This window comes from Antrihabitans stalagmiti, from assembly GCF_016482825.1.
GTDB lineage: Bacteria > Actinomycetota > Actinomycetes > Mycobacteriales > Mycobacteriaceae > Antrihabitans > Antrihabitans stalagmiti.
Window position 1 is genome coordinate 198,125 of record NZ_JAEMNV010000007.1, and the last position, 19,556, is coordinate 217,680.

At 63.1% G+C, this 19,556-nt stretch carries 21 protein-coding genes; 10 read left to right on the top strand and 11 right to left on the bottom strand.

Annotation, left to right across the window (positions count from 1 at the left end; genetic code table 11):
• Positions 1 to 7: 7 nt before the first annotated feature.
• A complete protein-coding gene (locus JGU71_RS21135) occupies positions 8 to 541 on the top strand; it encodes a DUF3093 domain-containing protein (protein ID WP_199706275.1) in 534 nt (177 codons plus the stop codon).
• A gap of 41 nt (positions 542 to 582) precedes the next feature.
• Here the strand turns inward: JGU71_RS21135 and JGU71_RS21140 are convergent, their stop codons facing one another.
• Positions 583 to 885 carry a DUF4193 domain-containing protein gene (locus JGU71_RS21140; protein WP_199706276.1) on the bottom strand — a complete coding sequence of 101 codons (303 nt, stop codon included), beginning with the start codon at positions 883 to 885 and terminating at the stop codon, positions 583 to 585.
• A gap of 492 nt (positions 886 to 1,377) precedes the next feature.
• Between JGU71_RS21140 and cei the strand changes: the two genes are divergently transcribed.
• On the top strand, positions 1,378 to 2,064 hold the full coding sequence (gene cei, locus JGU71_RS21145) for an envelope integrity protein Cei (RefSeq protein ID WP_199706277.1): 687 nt from the start codon (positions 1,378 to 1,380) through the stop codon (positions 2,062 to 2,064).
• A gap of 10 nt (positions 2,065 to 2,074) precedes the next feature.
• Here the strand turns inward: cei and JGU71_RS21150 are convergent, their stop codons facing one another.
• The gene (locus JGU71_RS21150; RefSeq protein ID WP_199706512.1) at positions 2,075 to 2,920 is read right to left on the bottom strand and encodes an inositol monophosphatase family protein; all 846 of its coding nucleotides are present in this window, start codon (positions 2,918 to 2,920) and stop codon (positions 2,075 to 2,077) included.
• A 110-nt stretch (positions 2,921 to 3,030) separates the two neighbouring features.
• On the opposite strand from JGU71_RS21150, the gene ppgK reads away from it, so the two are divergent.
• The 3 genes from ppgK (at position 3,031) to JGU71_RS21165 (ending at position 5,952) form a co-directional block, all read left to right on the top strand.
• Positions 3,031 to 3,882, top strand: coding sequence for a polyphosphate--glucose phosphotransferase (gene ppgK, locus JGU71_RS21155; RefSeq protein WP_372433213.1), 852 nt, complete (start codon positions 3,031 to 3,033; stop codon positions 3,880 to 3,882).
• 123 nt (positions 3,883 to 4,005) lie between these two features.
• Positions 4,006 to 5,361 (top strand): RNA polymerase sigma factor, encoded by a 1,356-nt coding sequence (locus JGU71_RS21160; RefSeq protein WP_199706279.1) that lies wholly within the window; start codon positions 4,006 to 4,008, stop codon positions 5,359 to 5,361.
• Between the two features lie 156 nt (positions 5,362 to 5,517).
• Entirely contained in the window at positions 5,518 to 5,952 is a 435-nt protein-coding gene (locus tag JGU71_RS21165; protein WP_199706280.1) for an SRPBCC family protein, read from the top strand.
• Positions 5,953 to 5,973: 21 nt separating this feature from the next.
• On the opposite strand, the gene JGU71_RS21170 is transcribed toward JGU71_RS21165, so the two are convergent.
• The 3 genes from JGU71_RS21170 to JGU71_RS21180 form a co-directional block, all read right to left on the bottom strand.
• Positions 5,974 to 6,534 carry a hypothetical protein gene (locus tag JGU71_RS21170; protein WP_199706281.1) on the bottom strand — a complete coding sequence of 187 codons (561 nt, stop codon included), beginning with the start codon at positions 6,532 to 6,534 and terminating at the stop codon, positions 5,974 to 5,976.
• A 964-nt stretch (positions 6,535 to 7,498) separates the two neighbouring features.
• Complete coding sequence (locus JGU71_RS21175) at positions 7,499 to 9,814, bottom strand: TPR repeat domain-containing protein (RefSeq protein WP_199706282.1); 2,316 nt, start codon at positions 9,812 to 9,814, stop codon at positions 7,499 to 7,501.
• Complete coding sequence (locus JGU71_RS21180) at positions 9,811 to 10,146, bottom strand: hypothetical protein (RefSeq protein WP_199706283.1); 336 nt, start codon at positions 10,144 to 10,146, stop codon at positions 9,811 to 9,813. Before JGU71_RS21180 ends, JGU71_RS21175 begins: the two co-directional genes overlap by 4 nt.
• A gap of 217 nt (positions 10,147 to 10,363) precedes the next feature.
• Between JGU71_RS21180 and JGU71_RS21185 the strand changes: the two genes are divergently transcribed.
• Together JGU71_RS21185 and JGU71_RS21190 are read left to right on the top strand one after the other, a co-directional pair.
• Positions 10,364 to 11,683: a hypothetical protein gene (locus JGU71_RS21185; RefSeq protein ID WP_199706284.1), complete on the top strand. Its 1,320-nt coding sequence runs from the start codon at positions 10,364 to 10,366 to the stop codon at positions 11,681 to 11,683.
• Positions 11,684 to 11,700: 17 nt separating this feature from the next.
• The gene (locus tag JGU71_RS21190) at positions 11,701 to 12,444 is read left to right on the top strand and encodes an ESX secretion-associated protein EspG (protein ID WP_199706285.1); all 744 of its coding nucleotides are present in this window, start codon (positions 11,701 to 11,703) and stop codon (positions 12,442 to 12,444) included.
• A gap of 47 nt (positions 12,445 to 12,491) precedes the next feature.
• Here the strand turns inward: JGU71_RS21190 and JGU71_RS21195 are convergent, their stop codons facing one another.
• The 5 genes from JGU71_RS21195 to JGU71_RS21215 all read right to left on the bottom strand — a co-directional run bounded on the left by JGU71_RS21195 (position 12,492) and on the right by JGU71_RS21215 (position 16,757).
• Complete coding sequence (locus JGU71_RS21195; RefSeq protein WP_199706286.1) at positions 12,492 to 13,502, bottom strand: 3-oxoacyl-ACP synthase III family protein; 1,011 nt, start codon at positions 13,500 to 13,502, stop codon at positions 12,492 to 12,494.
• Positions 13,502 to 14,143: an SRPBCC family protein gene (locus JGU71_RS21200; RefSeq protein WP_199706287.1), complete on the bottom strand. Its 642-nt coding sequence runs from the start codon at positions 14,141 to 14,143 to the stop codon at positions 13,502 to 13,504. Before JGU71_RS21200 ends, JGU71_RS21195 begins: the two co-directional genes overlap by 1 nt.
• 153 nt (positions 14,144 to 14,296) lie before the next feature.
• The gene (locus JGU71_RS21205) at positions 14,297 to 15,502 is read right to left on the bottom strand and encodes a cation:proton antiporter (RefSeq protein WP_199706288.1); all 1,206 of its coding nucleotides are present in this window, start codon (positions 15,500 to 15,502) and stop codon (positions 14,297 to 14,299) included.
• 30 nt (positions 15,503 to 15,532) lie between these two features.
• Entirely contained in the window at positions 15,533 to 16,015 is a 483-nt protein-coding gene (locus JGU71_RS21210) for a cation:proton antiporter regulatory subunit (protein WP_199706289.1), read from the bottom strand.
• Positions 16,016 to 16,055: 40 nt separating this feature from the next.
• Positions 16,056 to 16,757 (bottom strand): GAP family protein, encoded by a 702-nt coding sequence (locus JGU71_RS21215; protein ID WP_199706290.1) that lies wholly within the window; start codon positions 16,755 to 16,757, stop codon positions 16,056 to 16,058.
• A gap of 110 nt (positions 16,758 to 16,867) precedes the next feature.
• Between JGU71_RS21215 and JGU71_RS21220 the strand changes: the two genes are divergently transcribed.
• A complete protein-coding gene (locus JGU71_RS21220; protein WP_307829748.1) occupies positions 16,868 to 18,076 on the top strand; it encodes a sensor histidine kinase in 1,209 nt (402 codons plus the stop codon).
• Positions 18,073 to 18,741, top strand: a complete 669-nt coding sequence (locus tag JGU71_RS21225) for a response regulator (RefSeq protein ID WP_199706291.1) — start codon at positions 18,073 to 18,075, stop codon at positions 18,739 to 18,741. Before JGU71_RS21220 ends, JGU71_RS21225 begins: the two co-directional genes overlap by 4 nt.
• 2 nt (positions 18,742 to 18,743) lie before the next feature.
• On the opposite strand, the gene JGU71_RS21230 is transcribed toward JGU71_RS21225, so the two are convergent.
• Complete coding sequence (locus tag JGU71_RS21230; protein WP_372433214.1) at positions 18,744 to 19,091, bottom strand: DUF952 domain-containing protein; 348 nt, start codon at positions 19,089 to 19,091, stop codon at positions 18,744 to 18,746.
• A 194-nt stretch (positions 19,092 to 19,285) separates the two neighbouring features.
• Between JGU71_RS21230 and JGU71_RS21235 the strand changes: the two genes are divergently transcribed.
• Positions 19,286 to 19,480 carry a DUF7455 domain-containing protein gene (locus tag JGU71_RS21235; RefSeq protein WP_199706293.1) on the top strand — a complete coding sequence of 65 codons (195 nt, stop codon included), beginning with the start codon at positions 19,286 to 19,288 and terminating at the stop codon, positions 19,478 to 19,480.
• Positions 19,481 to 19,556 lie beyond the last annotated feature (76 nt).

The window sequence follows — 19,556 nt, forward strand, 5'->3', positions numbered from 1 at the left end:
GAAGCCCGTGTCCAAACAACCTCAGCCCGCTGCGCGAGCCCACAACGGCGAAACTCGGCCGTCGTATTCGGAACGGCTGTGGGTTCCGGTGTGGTGGTGGCCGATCGCCGTCGCCGTGACCATGCTGCTCGCTGCAGAGATTCATATGGGCGCCCCCGGCATTCGGGCGTGGCTGCCGTACCTGGTTCTGCTGCCGCTGCCGATCTGGGTTCTGCTGTGGCTGAGCCGGCTACGCGTGGAGGTCACCACCGACGCGGACGACGGTCGCGAACTAAGAATCGGCCGCGCCCATCTACCGGTCGAGGTCATCTCGCGTGCTGCTGTCGTTCCTGCGACAGCCAAGAGCGCCGCGCTCGGGCGTCAGCTCGACCCGGCCGCGTACGTCCAGCACCGACCATGGGTCAAACCCATGATCGTGGTCGTCCTCGACGATGCCGACGATCCGACGCCGTACTGGTTGATCAGTACGAGGCATCCGGATCGTGTGCTCGCCGCGCTTGGTCTCGGAACAGCGTCCGAGCCCGAGCACGACAAGACCTGACACGTGGCCGCACCGCTGGGTCCTGGCGGTTGGTTTCAGCTTTAAGCGGCGCAGTCCATGCAGATCAGTTGGCCGCCGCTGTTGCTTGCGAGTCTGCTGCGATGATGCACAAGGAAGCAGCTCGAACAAGTGAACTCGTCGGCCTGCTTCGGAATGACACGCACAGAGAGCTCTTCGCCTGACAGGTCCGCGCCGGGGAGTTCGAACGACTCCGCGGTATCGGACTCGTCGATGTCCACGACAGCGGACTGCGCTTCGTTGCGCCGCGCTTTCAGCTCCTCCAGCGAATCTTCGGATACATCGTCGGTCTCAGTCCGCCTCGGTGCGTCGTAGTCGGTTGCCATGTCGTCCCCTCGTCCTCTTTCGTGTATCCCGATCCGCTGCGGTCGTGCCGAGCGGGCTGCTCGACAACGGACCCGCCGGATCGCCGGTGGTGCCTTTTGCCCTGTGTGTGCTCAACGCATTCCGTACACGGAAAGTGCCCGAAATCAGCACCCAGGAAACCCGACGAGCGTGTCGTCGCGTGTCTCGATCGACCTGCTCGGCATGCCGCGCAAATCGGTCTGGGCCGCCAGACAATAGCGGATGTCGAAGGGGAATAGTGGGTTCACACCCCAATCGATTCGAAACTGTCCGACAATCGTCACCAACACGCGCTGGCTTCGAGACATTCCACACATCCGGTGACGACGCGCACATGCTCGATGCCCGTCCGGATTGGTCTCGTCGCACCCGCCCGTTAAGTTGTTGGGACGTGCGCGGCGATAGTACAGAACCGCCACGTCGCCAGAGGTCCTCCAGGGCGCCTCGGGCGACTGGGCCACGAAAGGGACGCTGTGGTTTCACTTATCACCGAAGGCAGATCGAAGGATCCGAACGGCAAGCCGTTCGTCCGCAGGCGGCGGTTGCCATGGGTCGTCATGGTTGCCGTTCTGGCTCTGCTCGGTGCCTTCGTATGGGCTCAGGCGCTCACCAGAGACGAAACCAACACCGCTGCGATGTCGTGCAACAGCCCGAAGATTCCGGCGAGCGCGGAACCGGGCGCGGCCGCTCCTGCTCCATTGGGCAAGCGGGTCGGCGCGTCCCGACTCAAGGACGTCGAGCCCGCTGCCCTCTCGGCGACGAAGGCCCGCGTGTTCAACGCGAACGGCGAGCGCGGCCAGGCCGCCCACATCGCGTCGCAGCTCAGTGACTACGGTTTCGCGAGCGCGCCGGACGTCCAGGTCGGCAACGACCCCGTCTACGTCGATCAGAACATGGAGTGCTCGGGCCAGATCAGGTTCGGCCCCAACGGACTTGCGGCAGCCGCGTCGCTGCAATTGGTCGCCCCGTGCTCGGAATTGATCGAAGACGCCCGCCAGGACGACACCGTCGACCTAGCACTCGGGACCTTGTTCAACGACATCCGGCCGAACAGCGATGCCGAAGAGGTCCTCCGCTCCCTGAAGGATCCGCCGCCCGGAGTCGAGCCCGCACCACTCGACATCGATCTGCTCGCGGCTGCCCGCATCGCGAAGTGCTGATCAGCGTCTTTCAGTCGTTGGGTATCGCGCGATAGGCGTCCAACTGGGTCAGCAGCACGACGAAGTCGTCGGCGATTCCGGGCGCAACCGCAAGCGTGACCTCCCCCGCGTCGCTCATCGTGTCGGCGCTCGGAACGTGTACACGCGCGCCCGCCTCCGATGCGATGAGTGCGCCTGCCGCCCAGTCCCACGGGCTCAGTCCGTGTTCGAAATGTGCGTCGACGAGCCCGGCAGCGACCATGCACAGGTCGAGCGCTGCCGAGCCGATCCGGCGGATGTCGCGAATCTGCGGTAGCAACTTGGCGATCAACGCGCCCTGCTCCTCCCGTCGCCGCGAGCCGTAGCCGAAGCCTGTTGCCACAAGCGCGAAGTCGACGGAGTCGACGTCGTTGCAACGCAATTCCGCTGTCGCCCCAGCACTGTCCGTCCGGGTGGCACCGTGGCCGAGTGCCGCGGCATAGGTGAATTCGCGCGCTACATCCACGACAGCCCCTGCGACGGAGTGCCCGTCCACCTGCGCAGCAACCGACACCGCATACGCGGGAATTCCGTAGAGGAAGTTGACGGTCCCATCGATCGGATCGATGACCCAGCGAACGCCTGCCATCGACTCGGAGCCACCGCCTTCTTCGCCGAGGATCGCATCGTGCGGTCGCAGCTCCCCCAACAACGTGCGGGCGACCTGCTCTGTTTCGGTGTCGACAACCGTGACTGGATCGGTCGGTGTGCTCTTCGACTGGACCGAGTCGGGTGCGTCGGTCAGACGATGCGCGCCGACGCCACCGAAGACTTCGGGCCTACGCGTTCGCACGTGGTGTGCCGCGACCTCGGCTACGCGGATTGCGATCGATCGCAATTCCACGGGATCGACAGTCGTGTTCGTTGTCTCGTTCGGCGTTGTATTTGCGTGTTCGGTATTCGGCACTTCTCAATCGCAGCACAGAACCACCCCCATGCGCATTAATGTTGGCCGCGACGGGGTCTGGACCGACTGAGATGTGGGCCACAGCTCTCGATCGCCGACCTGTTCCCGCTGTCACCAGGAGTGCGAAACAAATGGCCGTGCAAGCTGATCTCAGTTTCGGTATCGATGTCGGTGGAAGCGGAGTCAAGGGCGGAATAGTCGACCTGTCCACCGGCGAAATGACCCACTATCGCCTCAAGATCGAGACACCGCATCCCGCTACACCGGAGGCCGTCGTCGCGACCATCGCGAAAATCGTCGATCAGGCCGACTGGGACGGCCCGGTGGGGGTCACCCTGCCGTGTGTCGTCACCGGCGGTGTCGCGCGCACCGCGGCGAACGTCGACAAGGCGTGGATAGGAACCGACGCACGAGCGCTCATATCCGAAGCGCTCGGCGGCAGAGGAGTCGCCGTACTGAACGATGCCGACGCAGCCGGCCTCGCCGAAGACAAGTACGGAGCAGGCAAAGACGTCGAAGGCGTGGTCATTCTCGCGACCTTCGGCACCGGTATCGGCTCCGCGCTGCTCAATCGCGGCGTACTGGTTCCGAACACCGAATTCGGCCACCTCGAGGTCGACGGGATGGAGGCCGAGCACCGCGCAGCAGCGTCGATCAAGACGAAGAAGAACCTGTCGTTCGAACAGTGGGCCGAAGAGGTCAGTTTGGTGCTCTCACGCTACGAAGCATTGTTGTGGCCGGATCTCTTTATCGCGGGTGGCGGCATCAGCCGCGACTCCGAAACTTGGATTCCGTTGCTTACCAACAGAACTCCCGTCGTTCCGGCGACTTTGGAAAATACGGCCGGGATTGTCGGTGCCGCGATGGCAGCGCAGATCGGCATCACGCCGTAGCGTTGAGAAGTTGGTCGTTACAATGGTGGGTGCCCGGCGCCTAGCCGGTGAAACCCGACAGACCTCTCCGCCGGAAAAACCCTCTGGCGTGACGCCGCACGAAACCGTCACGAAAGGGCGTACGTGGTAGCCACGAATACCCGTCAGACCGCCGATCCATCGACCCCCGACGATCCGGCGAACGGAACACCTTCACCGACCGGACGGGCGCCCGCTAAGAAGGTTGCAGCAAAGAAGGCCCCTGCGAAAAAGGCACCGGCCAAGAAAGTCGCCGCGAAAAAGGCACCCGCCAAGAAGGCGACTGCAGCGGTCGGTGACGGACCCGACGTCGATCCGGCCGAGGCCGAAGTTACCGACATCGCAGATCTCGACGTTCCCGAAGGCGATCTGGCAGCGGTCGAATCCGACGTGGTCGAGGTCGTCGCAGTCGGTGCCGAGGTCGAAGAAGACGGCGCAGTCGACGAACCGACGTCATCCGACAAAGCCTCCGGAGATTTCGTCTGGGACGAAGAAGAGTCCGAGGCACTGCGTCAAGCCCGCAAGGACGCCGAGCTCACCGCTTCGGCCGACTCGGTCCGCGCGTACCTCAAGCAGATCGGCAAGGTCGCACTCCTCAACGCAGAAGAGGAAGTCGAACTCGCCAAGCGCATCGAGGCGGGGCTCTACGCCACCGAGAAGATGCGCGAGCTGGCCGAGAAGGGCGAAAAGCTACCCGTTGCTCAACGCCGCGACTTCAACTGGATCTGCCGCGACGGCAATCGCGCGAAGAATCACCTGCTCGAGGCGAACCTGCGCCTCGTGGTGTCGCTCGCAAAGCGCTACACCGGCCGCGGCATGGCCTTCCTCGACCTCATTCAGGAAGGCAACCTCGGTCTGATTCGCGCCGTCGAGAAGTTCGACTACACCAAGGGCTACAAGTTCTCGACCTACGCGACCTGGTGGATTCGTCAGGCCATCACCCGCGCCATGGCCGACCAGGCTCGCACGATCCGCATTCCCGTGCACATGGTCGAGGTCATCAACAAGCTCGGTCGAATCCAGCGCGAACTTCTCCAGGACTTGGGCCGCGAGCCGACTCCTGAAGAACTCGCCAAGGAAATGGACATCACGCCCGAGAAGGTGCTGGAGATCCAGCAGTACGCGCGTGAGCCGATTTCGCTCGATCAGACCATCGGCGACGAGGGCGACAGTCAGCTCGGCGATTTCATCGAAGACTCCGAAGCAGTTGTCGCGGTCGACGCCGTGTCGTTCACGTTGCTGCAGGATCAGCTGCAGTCCGTGCTCGAGACGCTGTCCGAGCGTGAAGCCGGTGTGGTCCGTCTGCGTTTCGGCCTCACCGATGGCCAACCGCGGACGCTCGACGAGATCGGTCAGGTGTACGGCGTCACTCGTGAACGTATCCGCCAGATCGAGTCGAAGACGATGTCCAAGCTGCGCCACCCGTCGCGTTCGCAGGTTTTGCGCGACTACCTGGACTAACTGCTCAGCTCACAACGCACCCCGCGTTTCGGCGTGGGGTGCGTTGTGCGTTTTGCTGGTTGGCGATTGTGCCGGTCCGGGTTTGCAGCAGGTCGATTCAGGCAATCCGTCAGAGGTTGGCTGCGATCTGAGTCAGCCACGGACGAAAGAGAGTCGATGGTCGAAGCTCAACGCACGTTTATGGTCGCAAAGCCTCTGAAGACGGTCGTCGCGTATCTGCGGGACTTCGGACATGCGACCGAGTGGGATCCAGGTTCGAAGAAGTGCAGCCAGATTTCCGACGGTCCGGTCGCCGTCGGCACACAATGGCGCAACGTGTCGAGCTTCTTCGGCATGGAAACCGAACTGACCTATCAGCTCACCCGCGACGAACCGAACCATCTTGTGTTCGAAGGCAGCAACAAGACGGCGAGCAGCGTGGACGATCTCACGTTCGCCACCGTGGACGACGACTCGACAGAGATCACCTATCAGGCTCATATCGAATTCAACGGCGTCGCCAAACTGGCCGATCCGGTTGTGGGACTTGGGTTTCCGGGTCTAGCCGACAAGACGGTCGAGCAAATGACACGGACGCTCGAAGCGTTGTAAGTCGAGCGTCCGCGCAGAAGGTCAGCCGAAGAGTTCACCGATCCGCGACAGCAGCCCGGCAGGTGTCATCGAGGAGCCGGCCGAGCCTGAACCCGAGCCGGTGTCGGGCGGTGCCGCCGCGCAACCGGTGACTGTCATTGTCTTCTCGGGGACGAAGTCGTCGCTCTCCGGTCCCAGGATCACCCGGTAGTGCACGACGTGTGTAGCTGCAGCGGGGTTGGGGAGATTTTCGACGGCTTTGAGGTCGACCTGCTTCTCCGTATGGAACGGCGGCTCGATGTCGCGTCGATACGGCGTGGTCGGTGTGCCGTCGGCAACGCCTGCGGAGAGCGGTGGTCGCCTGCCGGTCGGGCCGCTACCGTAATCCGGACCGGTCAGCGGCTCGTCGTCGATCCAGTAGTCCATCGTGTACGAACGGTTCGTGCGGTTGTCGATCGAGAACGTCACCTTGCAGCCACCGTTGTCGACCGCGTTGGCTTCCAATCCGGGTGGCGCGGCAGACGCGACGCCGGGGAAGAACAGTGCAGACGCGCCGACAGTGGCGAGAGCTACACCCCATCGTGCCGGTGTGGTTCGAAGCATCAGTGATCGATCCCTTCGGAGTGGGGGTAATCGCCCGACCCTAACAAGGTAAAGGGAACCTGTTTCACATTTTCGACAATCGTTGCAGGACAAAGACCTTTCGTCGCCGAGCAGACGGTTCCGGAGGCGAAGCAGAATGAGCATGTGCCGCTGATCCGGACGTCCCCGCGGGGACGTCCGGACGCTCCGAACCATTCGTCGTCAGCCGTCGCTCGGGCCGATCCACTCGGGATACTGGATACCAACCGGCATTGTGGGTGGGAGTGTGCCCAGTGGTGGGGACATTATGCGCGGACTTGGCCTAACCGCGGATGGGTACAGTGCCTGAAACCAGCGGGCACAGCCTTCCGGGAGGCGATCGTACTCGTGACGGAGTTCGTCAATGCGCCACGAGCCGAACACATTCCAATCCGGCACGTAGCGGCCCAGCGAATCTGCAACCTCAGGGCGACGATCAGGCGAACCTGTTTTTCCGATGTTGTCCGCTGGATTGGACATACGAACGTTTATCCCTATCACCTCGGGACCAGGGCGGGCGAGCACTCCTGCACTCTCGAATATGACGTAGCTACACACGGTCGCCGAGACAGAACTTTCCGAAAACGAGAGTCCCGCGATGTGGTTGAAGTCGGTCCGTGGCCAACCTAATGCCCTCTTCGGACTATCAGCGAGACTCCAGTCGACATACGAAAGTAGGCGACTCCGCTCGCTTTCAGTCGCCTCCTCGTAGCCAGGGAACGTCTGATCGAAACCCGCGAAGCGCGTATAGGTCGCGGCGTCGACGGCAGCGCGGACCAACTCCGCGCCCCGATCGAACAAGTCGATGCCGGGGTCAGCCGACCAGATCTCGCTGTACCGCGGCTGCGGTCCAACGCGATGCAAGGCCTTGCCTGTACCAAACCAGCCACAGCCGGTGGCGACCAACGTGGCGGACATCAGTATTCCGGCGATACGAACTCGATTGTCAGCCATCATTTCTCACGACATCGTCGTAGGAGGCACGGAGGACGGAATTGAAGCCGTACGCGGGATCGGACAGCCTGGAGAACATTGCCGTAAAGTCCTCCTGCCTCTGCTGATTGTTCTTGGTCAACTCGGCTACTTCGTCCCAAGACCTGAGCTGCTCCCCAGAGAAGGCCCAGGGGAAGTCGCGCCTGAACTCGTCCGGCAGATCTGGAACCGCGCACAAGATGGCGTGGTGATGCCGATCGAAGTTGACACCGCCCAAGGCGGATTCTTCGGGCCCGTCGGGTTCCTCGCCGATTATGGATTCCTTCAGCGAATCACCGCCTGCATCGACCATCGCGTTGATCACGGCGCCATGCGGACTCTTGTCGATTCCTAAGGACACTGCACTCAGCACTGCGTCGTATGCGGACGACTTCCGGTCGTAGGCAGCCTGTGCCTGATCGGCTGTGTCATCGAACTGATCTTGTACCGACAGCATGATTCCTTTGTCCATCTCACCGAGGAGTCGTCCTGCGACGGAAAGATGCCCACCTGCCGACGGGTCGTTCGGGTCGAGAGCAAAGCGCCCCTCGGCGGCCAACTCTTCGTTGATCGCGGCTTGCGTGAAGACACTCCCTGCTTGTTCGCCGCTGTTCAGCACCGCAAACACATTCGACCCGCCTTGGAAATGGTTCTCGTCGTCGGTCAACCACTCGGCTGTGTCGAATCCCGGCTTCGTCGGCTGATCCGCGCCACCGAAGTCCGCCACATAGGGAGTGAGGCTGTGCGCGACTGTCTCCAGCAATTCCGGATTCACCTGCCCGACCGACAGTCCATCGGTGCCTTCGATATTCAGCAAACTGTCGCGGGCTTCGTCGGTGCTCATGTGCTGCGCGACGGTCTCCATGATGTCGCCTGTCCGCGTCGCGATTGCGACATCACTCGACGACCAACCGTTCTCGATCGTGGCGTCGTTCTCACCGAAACGAAACAGTGCCGATGCACCGGTACCGTCGTCGGTCCACTGTCGGGTGAGAACGTCGTCGAGGAAGTCCTGACCATGCTCGGAATTGGAGATGGCATCCAATACAGCGACCTTGTCGTTGCCTGTTGCCGCGAAGATCTCGGACACCATGCTGTTGTAATCCGCTTCCCGCGGTCGGTACTCACCTTGGATTGCAGGATGGCCGTCGATGAAGATGTCCTCGTTGTCCGCTTTTCCACTCTTTTCGTGACCGACTTGTGCGTCGAGATATTGACGGCCAACCTCTAGGAGGCCCTCGTCCAGCGCGCTTCCCACCATGTACTCGACTCCTGCAGCGCCGGAAATGCGCGCAATTGCCTGATTGTCGTCGACACCGTTGAAATTGATGGTCGGCTTCACTGCTCCCGGATCGCTGCCGAATCTGCGCGTTACGAGGTCGTCGCGTGTCAACGATTCGCGGATCTTGTTCGGCAACAAATTCGGTCCGCCTTTGGCAGGGACCGCGGGATCACCTGCAATCGATGTCTTGATTTTCTCGTTCGACAGGATCTGGAGCGAATTCGCCAGAGCCTGACGCGATTCCGGTGGAAGTTTGTTCATGATTGCTTCGATTTCACGTGGCGTTTTACCGTCGAGTGCGCGGCCGACCTGATTCAGGTATTCCATCTGCGAAGCCGGTACCGTCGCCGTGTTGCCGGCCTGCAGCGACCCGATCTGCTCTGGAGTGAGCCGCGCCGATTCGATCAGACGTTGCTGCTGCTCGAGTGTCATCGACGAGGGATTCGTGGCGATCTGCTCGCCATCGGATTTTCCTTGGTCACGTCCGAGCGCTCCGCTACTCGTGAACGCAGCACGGAGGTCGCCGCGGGCGTTGCCGAGATCGGCATCGACTCGCGCGTCGGCCTGCTCGGCAAGCAGGGCGTTGTCGGTGATCACCGCTTGTAGCTCGGCGCGCTGCTTCACTCGCTCGACACTCGGCTTGCCGACCGTGTCGACGACGACCAGATCGTCGGTCACGATGTACGCCTGATTCTCGGCGAAGTCGATCGCATGGCGAACATGCTGCAGCGGCGCGTCGACCTCCCCGCAGCCAAGCTTCGCGCGCTCAGCCAGTTGCTCGAGCTTGTCGACGAGCGAATATGCCGTCAGTCTGTCTCGATCGGCCCAACGCTGAGCAGCTTCGGCCGTCTCGCCTTCCCAGTGCTTGTCGTCGTTGACCTTCCCGACAGCGGCAACGTACTGCTCGAATTTCTCTTCGATGCCACGCCCGACGGTGAGCCACGCTTCGCCGAGTCGAACGAGCTGTTGTGGGTCCCACGAATAGATCTGATCGCGATTCAACGTCATACCGTCGGCTCCTCGACAGTCCAGCTTCCGAGCCCGGTGTTGTAGGCGTTGACCAGCGCGCCGACGTTTCGTTCGTCCTGGTCGCGGTACTCGCGAGCGATGCCGACCATGACATCGCCGGTTTCGCTCAATCGCTCTTGGATGGCAGGGATCAGAGATCGGTCGACGAGGCTGTGCGAAATATCAACGGCCACAAAGGCAGAAGACATCCCGTCCGGATTCGGACCTTGCGCGGTGTCGCCGATCAGATAGTCCACCATCTTGCTGCCGAGATCGTTCAGTTCTCCACCCAGCCGCGCCAGCACATCCAAATCAGCATTCAGCGATGCCATAACCGCCCCCCATTCGATAGCGTCCCGCCGGCTGAGCCGGCCCTAGCCCGTCGTGGTGTTGGACGCGGCTACGGGACGATCGGTTCCATCCGTGGTCGGCCGAACCTGAATCTCGGTCGAATGGAACCGATCACGGTCGGCGTGCGTCCAATCCGATATACAGGCCTGCATCTCGGGGTGGCGTCCCCACGCAGCGACATATACGGAGGGTGCGCAGATGGCTCCGAAGGACACCTTCGACTTGTTCGCGGACGACAGCACACGGACCAGCGTGCAGGGTCCCGTTGTCGGGCAGCGCGAGGTGACGGGGCTTTCACGCGAGTGGCACGACCTCAACAGCCAGTACGGCAACAGCTTCGACAATCCGCACGTGAGCGCGGACGAAGCTTTCGAGACGTGGTCGCACGAGCAGATCGTCGCAGAGGTCACCAAGATGGCGCCTGCGACGATCAACAGCGCGGCCGACGCCTGGCGAGGGATCGCGACCGAAGCGTCGACTTTGCTCGACGCATTCCAGTCGAAGGTCGGTGCCGCGCTGTATCGCGGTTGGGAAGGAACTTTCGCCGCCGCTGCAGCACAGGGAATTTCCGACTACCACGGTCAAGCCCGCGCACTTCCGTTGACAACTCAGATGATCGCCAATCGACTCGACGAGGTCGAGAACTTCGTCCGACGAACCATCGCTGCTGTTCCACCGGTACCCGTCGAGACTGCGGCGTCCTCCCCCGGTCTGATTCCGATCCCGGGAGCAGCGAAAGCGGCCCATCATGTCGCCGACGAGTTGGAAGCCCAAGCGCAGCAGGCGTTGATCAGGCACTACAAACCGGGTGTTGTGTCGATAGACGGCCAGACTCCGAGGATTCCCCAGCCGTACAACCCGGTCGGACACTGGCAAGCCGAGGATCGATCGGGAAACGCGAACTCGCAATCGGTCGGAGGTCCCGGATCGGCCGGACCCGATGGAGCTTCCAGCGCGGCGACGTACCAGGTCAACGCCGAACGGCGCAGCGACACAACGAATCCCGCAGGCTCACCGGCGTCCGACGACACGGTGGCCGACCAATCGCAGTTCGCAGACGACACCCCGCTCGACGGCGACTCGGACGATCAGCAGTCGGTCCAGCCTACGAGCTCGGTCGACGATCCACTGTCCACCCGACCCACCTCGGCACCCGACTTCGACAGGCCGAATCCGAACAGCACTCCCCTGGATTCTTCTCGACCGAGCTCACCCGGCCCGAGCACGAACCATCCGGGACCCGGCAGCGGTCCCAATCTTGCTGGGCCACTGCCTGTCTCGCTGTCGCCCGCACCGGGCGCTCCTGGGACAGCACCGACCCCAGCCGGCTCACCCGGGGCTCCCGCACCGGGACGACACGGCGCACCGGGCATGGGAGGTATGCACCCGCCGGGCGCTCGCGGCCGCGGCGAGGACGACGACGAACACAAGACCCCGAGCTATCTGGTCAACGTGCACAACGGAAATGCGTTGATCGGCAAGATCGACAAGGTCGCACCGCCGGTGATCGGCGAGTGAGCAGGCGAGAATGGCGGGTGACGGGAACCGAGTTCGGGGTTGCACTGCGCTCGGCCGGCCTCGACCGCTTGCCCTACCCCCTCAGATACCGCGAGAACGCCGACACCGGAACGCAATTGCGTACACAACGGTCTGCCGCGGCCGCCAGGCTTGCCGAAGACCGGAACGACGATCTGCGGGCAGCGCTGGAGGTGTTTGCCCGGCCCAGCCTTCGAATCGAGTTGTACGGCTTCCTCGGCCCGAACCTTCAGACGAGCGTGCGTGTGCATGCCGCCCTACTCGGACCGACAGCCGTGGTCGCCGTCCAAGACCCCGGCACGACGCCCGACACCGGGTCCGACCTCGTCGTCCGGCGCCTGCCCGCAAAGGCCATCACATCGCAGTTGCTCGAACTGCTACCGTCCTGCGCGCCAGGACGATTGCGTGAGTTGACGATTCACAAATCCGACCTCGACGACGACCGACGCGGCGGGATTCTCACAGCGACGGATCACGTCAGACCCCACGACACCATCGCCACGTTCTTCGACCGGCCACGCACGCTTGTCGCAGAGTTCGGTGCCGCACCAGGCGGAGGCTACGACAACCGAACCGACGAAGTCTCGACGAGCTTTCATGTGATCGACTACGCGAACGACGGCCGCTACCTCGTCCGCAACCGGCCGGATTCCATTGTGGCGCAGCCGGCCACGTCCACAGCGGTAGCCGCCGCAGTCGACAGTCTGATCAGCCGGACCGAATGGCGCAGCGGTGCCGAATAGGCGAACCGCTGCAACACTCGGTCCACGCTGTCACGCCCGACGCTGATTCAGCCTTTCCAGCGCACCGCGGTCGCGGCAGCGAAGTCACCGGCGTGTGCAAATCCCGCGAACATCACCAGCGATCCGGGCGCCACCTTCCCTTCGCGGACTGCACGGTCGAACGTGACGGGAATTCCTGCGCCGAAAAGGTTTCCACAGTCCTCGAACGTATCCGGATGACGCTCCTTCGGGACCTGCAGCGCGTCGCGCCAGTTCCGTAGGAACAGTCGGTTCGGCTGATTCGTCACAAGCAGATCCAGGTCGCTGGACTTCACGCCGATGCGCTTGCAGACCTGTGCAGCAACTTCGGGCACGATGCGATTGCCCCGAGCGAGAACTTTCGCGATCTTCGACTCCGTGAAGCCGAGATGCATCTGCCCTTCGCCTGCCTCCCAGTATTTTCGGGGCGGATCGGCCATCACCGTCATCTGGCCTGCGTACTGCGGCAGATGAATCGCTTCGATATCGAGGATCGGAGACTCGTCGGACTTCGTCAGCAGACCGACCGCCGCACCATCGCCGGGGATCGCGGCTTGCGGCAAGGTCCGAACCTGGTCCTGCGTGAAGACCTGACCCGCACAGTTCTGCGTCGTGACGATCAAAGCCGAACGGGCAGAAGTCGTTTCGAGGATCTGCTTGGCGATCTTCATCATGTAGACGAACACCGCGCAGCCACCGTTGTGCAGGTCGATCAACCATTCCGGGTTGATACCGAGTCGGTGCGCAATGTCGCCGCCACTACCGACGATGCCGAGGTCAGGCAACTGGGTGTGGGTGATCAGGACGTCGACCTCGTCCAGGAAGTCGGCACCTTGCCGCTCGAACAATGGCGCGATGGCGGCTTCGACCATGTCGGCGGGCGTCTCGCCCGGTGCGACATGGTGGCGGAACGCGGGCGCCTTGAACATCACATTCGATGCCTGCGCCCCCGATTCCGCGTACTTGGCGAAGTAGTCCGCGCTGACCCGATCCTTCGGCAGGTAGCTGGAGACATCGGCAAGGCTGACAACGGGTTTCATCACTTCATCCACTCCGGCTTGATCGGCTGGCCATTGGCGTGCCGGTATTCGGCGATTGCTTTGAGGTTGCGCAGTTCCATGAGGTGGCCTGCATAGAAGAGCTCCCAGAAGTCACCGACCCAGACGGGACGACCCTCGGGCGCGGTTTCCGGGTAGGCGTTGCCGTCGTAGTACGGATGGCGGCAGTTGGTCCAGATGACGACCGAACCGGGCTTGTTCAACACCACCTGCGCGTCGATAACGCGCATGAGGTAGATCATCCACAGGTGTTTGCCCTGGTCCCACGCGCAGTGGTAGTCGACGGTGCGAGCGTCTGCGCTGGCAATGGTTCGGGTGTAGATCTTGGTGTGGTCGCCGATTCGGTCGTCGGAAACCCATAGACCTTCTTCGTCGCATTCGGCGAAGTCGCGCATGCTGTAGGTCCACTCGCCGAGACTTCTTGTGTCGGAGAGGTATTCGAACAACTCGTCCGGCGGAACATCGATGTGCTCCTGCACGGTGATGTAGTCGCCGTACACCTCCGCATGCGGGTAGACGGCTCGCGTCATGTCGAGGACGAGCGGCATGCCCTCCTTGACGCTGATGTTCTCGATCCGGTAGACGCCCGGAATCTCGAGTTCGGGCAAGGCGGGCGCAGTCATCGCGGGTGAGCTCCTTCAGCGGTGGCGAAATCCTTCGGACATGTATGAGATCCGACATGGACTAGACAGGATCGGACACAGATGAATACGGACTGGCCGTCGATCGGGTTGAACCCGCGAGAAGAAGTTTTCCTCGAAACTCAGCCCCGAAATTCAGGGCCTGAAAAACGGGTCGACCTCAGCGCCATGGGGATCGGGCTCGGGCCGTTGGAACAGTCGCACCACCGGCTCAGCGAATCGAGCTGCGATCGGGCCGACGATGGCCATCAGCAGCACGTACGCCGTTGCGAGCGCCGCGAGATCGTCCTCGACGGTCCCTGCCGCGACGGCAAGTCCCGCGATCACGATCGAGAATTCACCACGCGCGACAAGTGCCGCGCCGGCACGAGCTCGGCCCATCTTGCCCACGTTCTGATGTGCGGCCGCCCACCACCCGGTCGCGAGTTTGGTCGCGGTCGTGATGACCGCGAGCACGATCGCCCAGCCGAGTACCGGCGGGATGCTGGCTGGGTCGGTATTCAATCCGAAGACGACGAAGAACATCGCCGCAAAGAGATCACGGAGTGGCTCGAGCAGTTTCGTCGCGTTGTGAGCGGTCGACCCCGAGATCGCGATGCCGAGCATAAAGGCACCAACAGCCGCCGACACCTGTAGACCCTGTGCGATTCCCGCGACGAGCAACGCGGCACCGAGAAGCTTGAGCAGGAACACCTCGCGGTCCGCGCTGTCGACGATTGCCGATACGTAGTGCCCGTAGCGCAGCGCGATCAACAGCACGGTCGTGATCACCAGCAGCGCGATGCCGAGCGCCTGCAGACCACCGAAGAATCCGACGCCGGCGAGCAACGCGGTGAGAATCGGCAGATACAACGCCATTGCAAGGTCCTCGAACACCAGGATCGAAAGCACCACCGGCGTTTCGCGGTTACCGAGCCTGCCGAGGTCGGTCAGCACCTTGGCGGCGATACCCGACGACGAGATGTAGGTGACACCAGCGAGTGTCAGTGCCCCGATCGGTCCCCACCCGAGCAGCAACGCGACAACCGCGCCCGGCGTCGCGTTGAGAACGAGGTCGAGAACACCCGCCATCCACGACTTCTGGAGTCCGTTGACGAGTTCGGGTGCGGTGTATTCGAGTCCGAGGAGCAAAAGCAGCAGGACGACGCCGATCTCGGCCGCTAGATGACTGAACTCACCCGCTTCACCGAGCGGGACGAGACCGCCGTGGCCGAAGGCCACACCACCGACGAGATAGAGCGGAATGGGCGACAGACCGATTCGTCCTGCGAGGCGGCCGAGTACTCCGAGAGCGAAAAATACGGCGCCGAGTTCGATGAGGGCGAGAGCGGTGTCATCCATCGTGGAACATCCGAACCCCCGGCCAAGCTCTCACCCGTGGGTGAGGATCTTGGCTGCGGCGTCGAGGCCGTCGGTCGTGCCGACGATCACAAGTAGATCGCCCTTGGTGAAAGTGAAGTCCGGTCCGGGCGAGGGGTGCAGCTGACCTGCCCGCATGACTGCCACGATCGAGACTTTCGTGCGGGTGCGCATGCCGGTGTCGCCCAGCGTCCGACCGTCGTACGGCGACCCGTCCCCGATCGGCAACTGCCGAGTGTTGATGCCAGGCAGATCGCGGTGCTCCTCTTGCAACTGCGCGACGAGTTGCGGAGCACCGAGCAGGTTGCCGAGCACCGCAGCTTCCTCGTTGGACAGGGGAACCTGCGCAGCGCAGGCGTCAGGATCGTCGCGCTTGGAGACGATCAGGTCGGTCGTACCGTCGCGATGCGTCACGACACCGATTCGCCGTCCTGACCCGAGTTCGAAGTCCTTGCGGACTCCGATACCTGGCAGCGGCGTTACTTCGACGTTCACGAATCGAGCGTATCCCCGGACGGCGCAGAGGGGGGTGGAGTCAGGCGAAGAAGAGCTGCGCTGCGGCGTCGCGTGCCAGCAGGAAGCCGACAATCCCCAAGGCCCACCCCGCGGCGCTGTCGGCGTGACGGATCAAAAATGCGTCGATCCTGCGAAGCAGCGGCTCGATGCGATCGTGCATGGCGGTCCGTGCGCCGACGAGAAGCAATGCGGGTGCGATCATCACGACGCAGTAGCAGGCAAGAAGCGGAATCCACTGCACTGCCGACAGCGGACTCGCGACGAGCAATCCGATCGCGGCCAGATACGGCAGCATCGAGAACAGTTCCAACGTCGCGGCGCTCACGGCGAGGATCGCAAGGCCGCGACCCGACGACTGCGAATCGATGGCACGTTCGCGCCAACGCGCCACACGATCCGGCTCACCTCGGCTTCGACGTTTCTTCGAGTCGAACCGCCACGACAACGCGAAAAGACCGACCCCGACCGCCAGTTGGGGTACCAGCACGACTGGACTCCGCAGCGACGACTGCAACCAGTCGGTACCGGCTTGCGCCACGAGGGCCAACGCGACCCCGACCACGAAGTAGAACGCCGCGATCGTCGCGAGGTAGTAGGCGAGCATGCGCACCGAAGGCCGCTTCGGTGACAGCAGCAGCCACACCGGAACGACCAAGGTTCCGATACTCGTGCTGTCGACCAGAGCGAGGCCGACGAGGCCGAGAACGAGCACGGTTGTCATAGGAACGACTCTCCTCGTGGCCGTACCCGCCGCGCGTCGTGCATCGGACCGATCCCGCCTCATCCTTTCGACGGACTCGGCATCGCTCGGGGCTGTGTTGTGATGGGACGGTGCGACGCTGGTCAGATCTGTCGATAGCAGCCCAGAGCGCGATCATCGCTGTGATCACGTTCGTCTTCGGCGGCATGCTCTACGTAGCAGGTCTGTACCCGCTGTCGACGAAAGCCGCGGATCCGTCGCTTGCGGTTCGCTTCGGCGTCCTCGCGATGCTGTGCCTCGCGACCTTCGCACGGCGGCTCGCGCCGGCAACGGCCATCCTCGCCGGACTCGTCCCCCTCGGCATCGACCTCGCGCTCGGCCCGACCGTACCGGTGTGGCTCATCTATTCCGACCTCGTCTACGCGGTGGCACTGTACGGAACACGTCGGCAATCGCGGGCCGTGGTCACGGTGTCGATCGTGGGCAGTGTCGTGGGCGTCTGCGCTGTGCTCGCGGTGACCGGCGACTGGCGTTCGGTCGCCATCGCGGTCGCCATCGCGTCCGCCTTCCTCGCAACACCGATCTGGTGGGCCCTGGCCGTCAGGACCCACAAGGAGATCGCCGACGCCGAACGAGCGCGCGCCCACGCGTTGACGGTCGTTGCCGAACTGGACCGTCGAGCCGCCATCGCAGACGAGCGCAACACGATGGCCCGCGACCTCCACGATGTGATCGCCGGCCACCTCTCCGCGATCGCGATCCAATCCGAAGCCGCGCTTCGGGTGCAGGAAAGCAACCCCGATTCGATCCCGGAGATTCTGAAGTCCATGCGCGCCAACAGCATCGGCGCCCTCGACGAGATGCGGTCGATGATCGGTCTGCTGCGATCTGACGACGTGTCCGGAGAAATCACCGCGCCGCGCCGCCTCGCCCACCTGCCCAAACTCGTCGAATCCGCACGCGTCGCCGGAACCGCCGTCGTCGTGCGCAACCGACACGACGACATTCCGATACCGTCTGCCGTCGACCACACCGCCTACCGCATCGCACAGGAAGCGCTCACCAACGCGATGAAGCACGCCGCCGGCCAGGCCGTCGACATGCAGGTCCGCGTCGATCCGGATCAGTTGTTGCTGACCGTGACCAATGCGATCACAGTTCGGAACTCCGCGACCGCCGACCTCGACTCACCGCGCAGCGGTTTACGCAATATGCGTGAACGAACCGAACTGCTCGGTGGATCGTTCGCTGCGGGCGAGCGCGCTGGGCGATGGTGTGTGCGTGCGTCGTTGCCTCTCTCCTCACCCATGACGCCGACAGAACGGACACCGACGACATGACCGCGAACGAAGTGGTCGACGGGTCCGTCATCAAGATCCTGATCGCCGACGATCACGCGGCCATACGGTCGGGGCTGCGGCTGATTCTGGGCTCGGTCGACGGGATGGTCGTCGTCGGCGAAGCAGCCGACGGTGATGTCGCAGTCGCACAGACCAAAGCGCTCCGACCGGACGTCGTTCTGATGGACGTCCGCATGCCCGGCGTCGACGGCATTGCTGCGACCGAACAGATAACAACCGACGGCCTTGCCAAGGTGCTGATTCTGACGACGTTCGAGATCGACGAGTACGTCTTCCGAGCACTGCGGGCAGGAGCGTCGGGATTTATGTTGAAGTCCGCGTCGGCCGACACACTCGTCGATGCCGTCAAGTCGGTCGCGGCCGGTGACGGCGTGCTTGCACCGCAGGTAACTCGGACCCTCATCGATGCCTTCGCGTCGACTGCGCCCGACGCGGCGACACCGCCCGGCGTCGCCGACCTCACCGAACGCGAACGCGAAGTTCTGGACTGTCTCGGTGACGGGCTGTCCAACACGCAGATCGCGTCGCGGCTCTACATCCGGGAGACGACAGTCAAGACTCACGTGTCGAAAGTGCTGACGAAGCTGGGAGTCGCGTCCCGAGTGCAGGCAGCGATCGTCGCGCGTGGCCTTGCGAGCAGCTGAACTCAACCTGGCGGCGGACCGAACGTTCCATCGGCGTCGGGTCGGTATTCGGTGACGGCGGTGACGGCCGCGGTCGGCAGCGGACCGTAGAGGTGCGGGAACAGCATCGACTCAGGATCGGACGGAACGCCCGCCTCCCAGCGCACCGGCGAGGTCAATCTGTTCGGGTCCAGACGCAGCAATACAAGATCGTTGCGTCCTGCAAAGATCCGGTTCGCGGGGAGGTGGACCTGATCGGGAGCGGACAGGTGAACGAAACCGTGAGTGTCGAGAGATTCGGGTCGATGTTCACCCGTGCGTCGCGCCGAGAGCCACTCGTCGAGCGTGCAAATATGAAGCAGTGTGTGAATTCTGCTCCCCACGGGTAAGACTCCTCACAGCGAAAGATTCTTCAATGTTTCGTGTTAGTGACAACACAATGAAACGCCCTCGGGAACAAAGCCTGTCTCCCGAACGTCTGTAAGAGTAGTGCCACCGAACCACCATGGCTCGGAAGGACAGGCCCAGGCCGACGGCGCCAGCCGGAGGCTAGGACGGAGGAGTCATGCCAGCAACACTGACAAGCGCCCCGCTGACCGCTGCGGACCGCTGTGACCGATGCGGAGCCGCAGCCAAGGTACGTGCAGTTTTGGCGTCCGGAGGCGAACTGCTCTTCTGCCAGCATCACGCCAATGCCTACGAGACGCGTCTCGTGGAACTCGCGGCGAAGATCGAGTCGGATTCCATTCCGGTCAGCTGATCACTCTTCCCCAACTACCTACAGAATCGGGCGGCCTCCTTCGGGAGGCCGCCCGATTTGGCCTCCGGCCTCGTGC

Bases quoted from the DNA above. Each gene is read 5' to 3' on its own strand.
- JGU71_RS21140 (WP_199706276.1), bottom strand. From the start codon at position 885: ATGGCAACCGACTACGACGCACCGAGGCGGACTGAGACCGACGATGTA.
- JGU71_RS21165 (WP_199706280.1), top strand. From the start codon at position 5,518: ATGGTCGAAGCTCAACGCACGTTTATGGTCGCAAAGCCTCTGAAGACG.
- JGU71_RS21170 (WP_199706281.1), bottom strand. From the start codon at position 6,534: ATGCTTCGAACCACACCGGCACGATGGGGTGTAGCTCTCGCCACTGTC.
- JGU71_RS21175 (WP_199706282.1), bottom strand. From the start codon at position 9,814: ATGACGTTGAATCGCGATCAGATCTATTCGTGGGACCCACAACAGCTC.
- JGU71_RS21180 (WP_199706283.1), bottom strand. From the start codon at position 10,146: ATGGCATCGCTGAATGCTGATTTGGATGTGCTGGCGCGGCTGGGTGGA.
- JGU71_RS21185 (WP_199706284.1), top strand. From the start codon at position 10,364: ATGGCTCCGAAGGACACCTTCGACTTGTTCGCGGACGACAGCACACGG.
- JGU71_RS21195 (WP_199706286.1), bottom strand. From the start codon at position 13,502: ATGAAACCCGTTGTCAGCCTTGCCGATGTCTCCAGCTACCTGCCGAAG.
- JGU71_RS21200 (WP_199706287.1), bottom strand. From the start codon at position 14,143: ATGACTGCGCCCGCCTTGCCCGAACTCGAGATTCCGGGCGTCTACCGG.
- JGU71_RS21205 (WP_199706288.1), bottom strand. From the start codon at position 15,502: ATGGATGACACCGCTCTCGCCCTCATCGAACTCGGCGCCGTATTTTTC.
- JGU71_RS21215 (WP_199706290.1), bottom strand. From the start codon at position 16,757: ATGACAACCGTGCTCGTTCTCGGCCTCGTCGGCCTCGCTCTGGTCGAC.
- JGU71_RS21225 (WP_199706291.1), top strand. From the start codon at position 18,073: ATGACCGCGAACGAAGTGGTCGACGGGTCCGTCATCAAGATCCTGATC.
- JGU71_RS21235 (WP_199706293.1), top strand. From the start codon at position 19,286: ATGCCAGCAACACTGACAAGCGCCCCGCTGACCGCTGCGGACCGCTGT.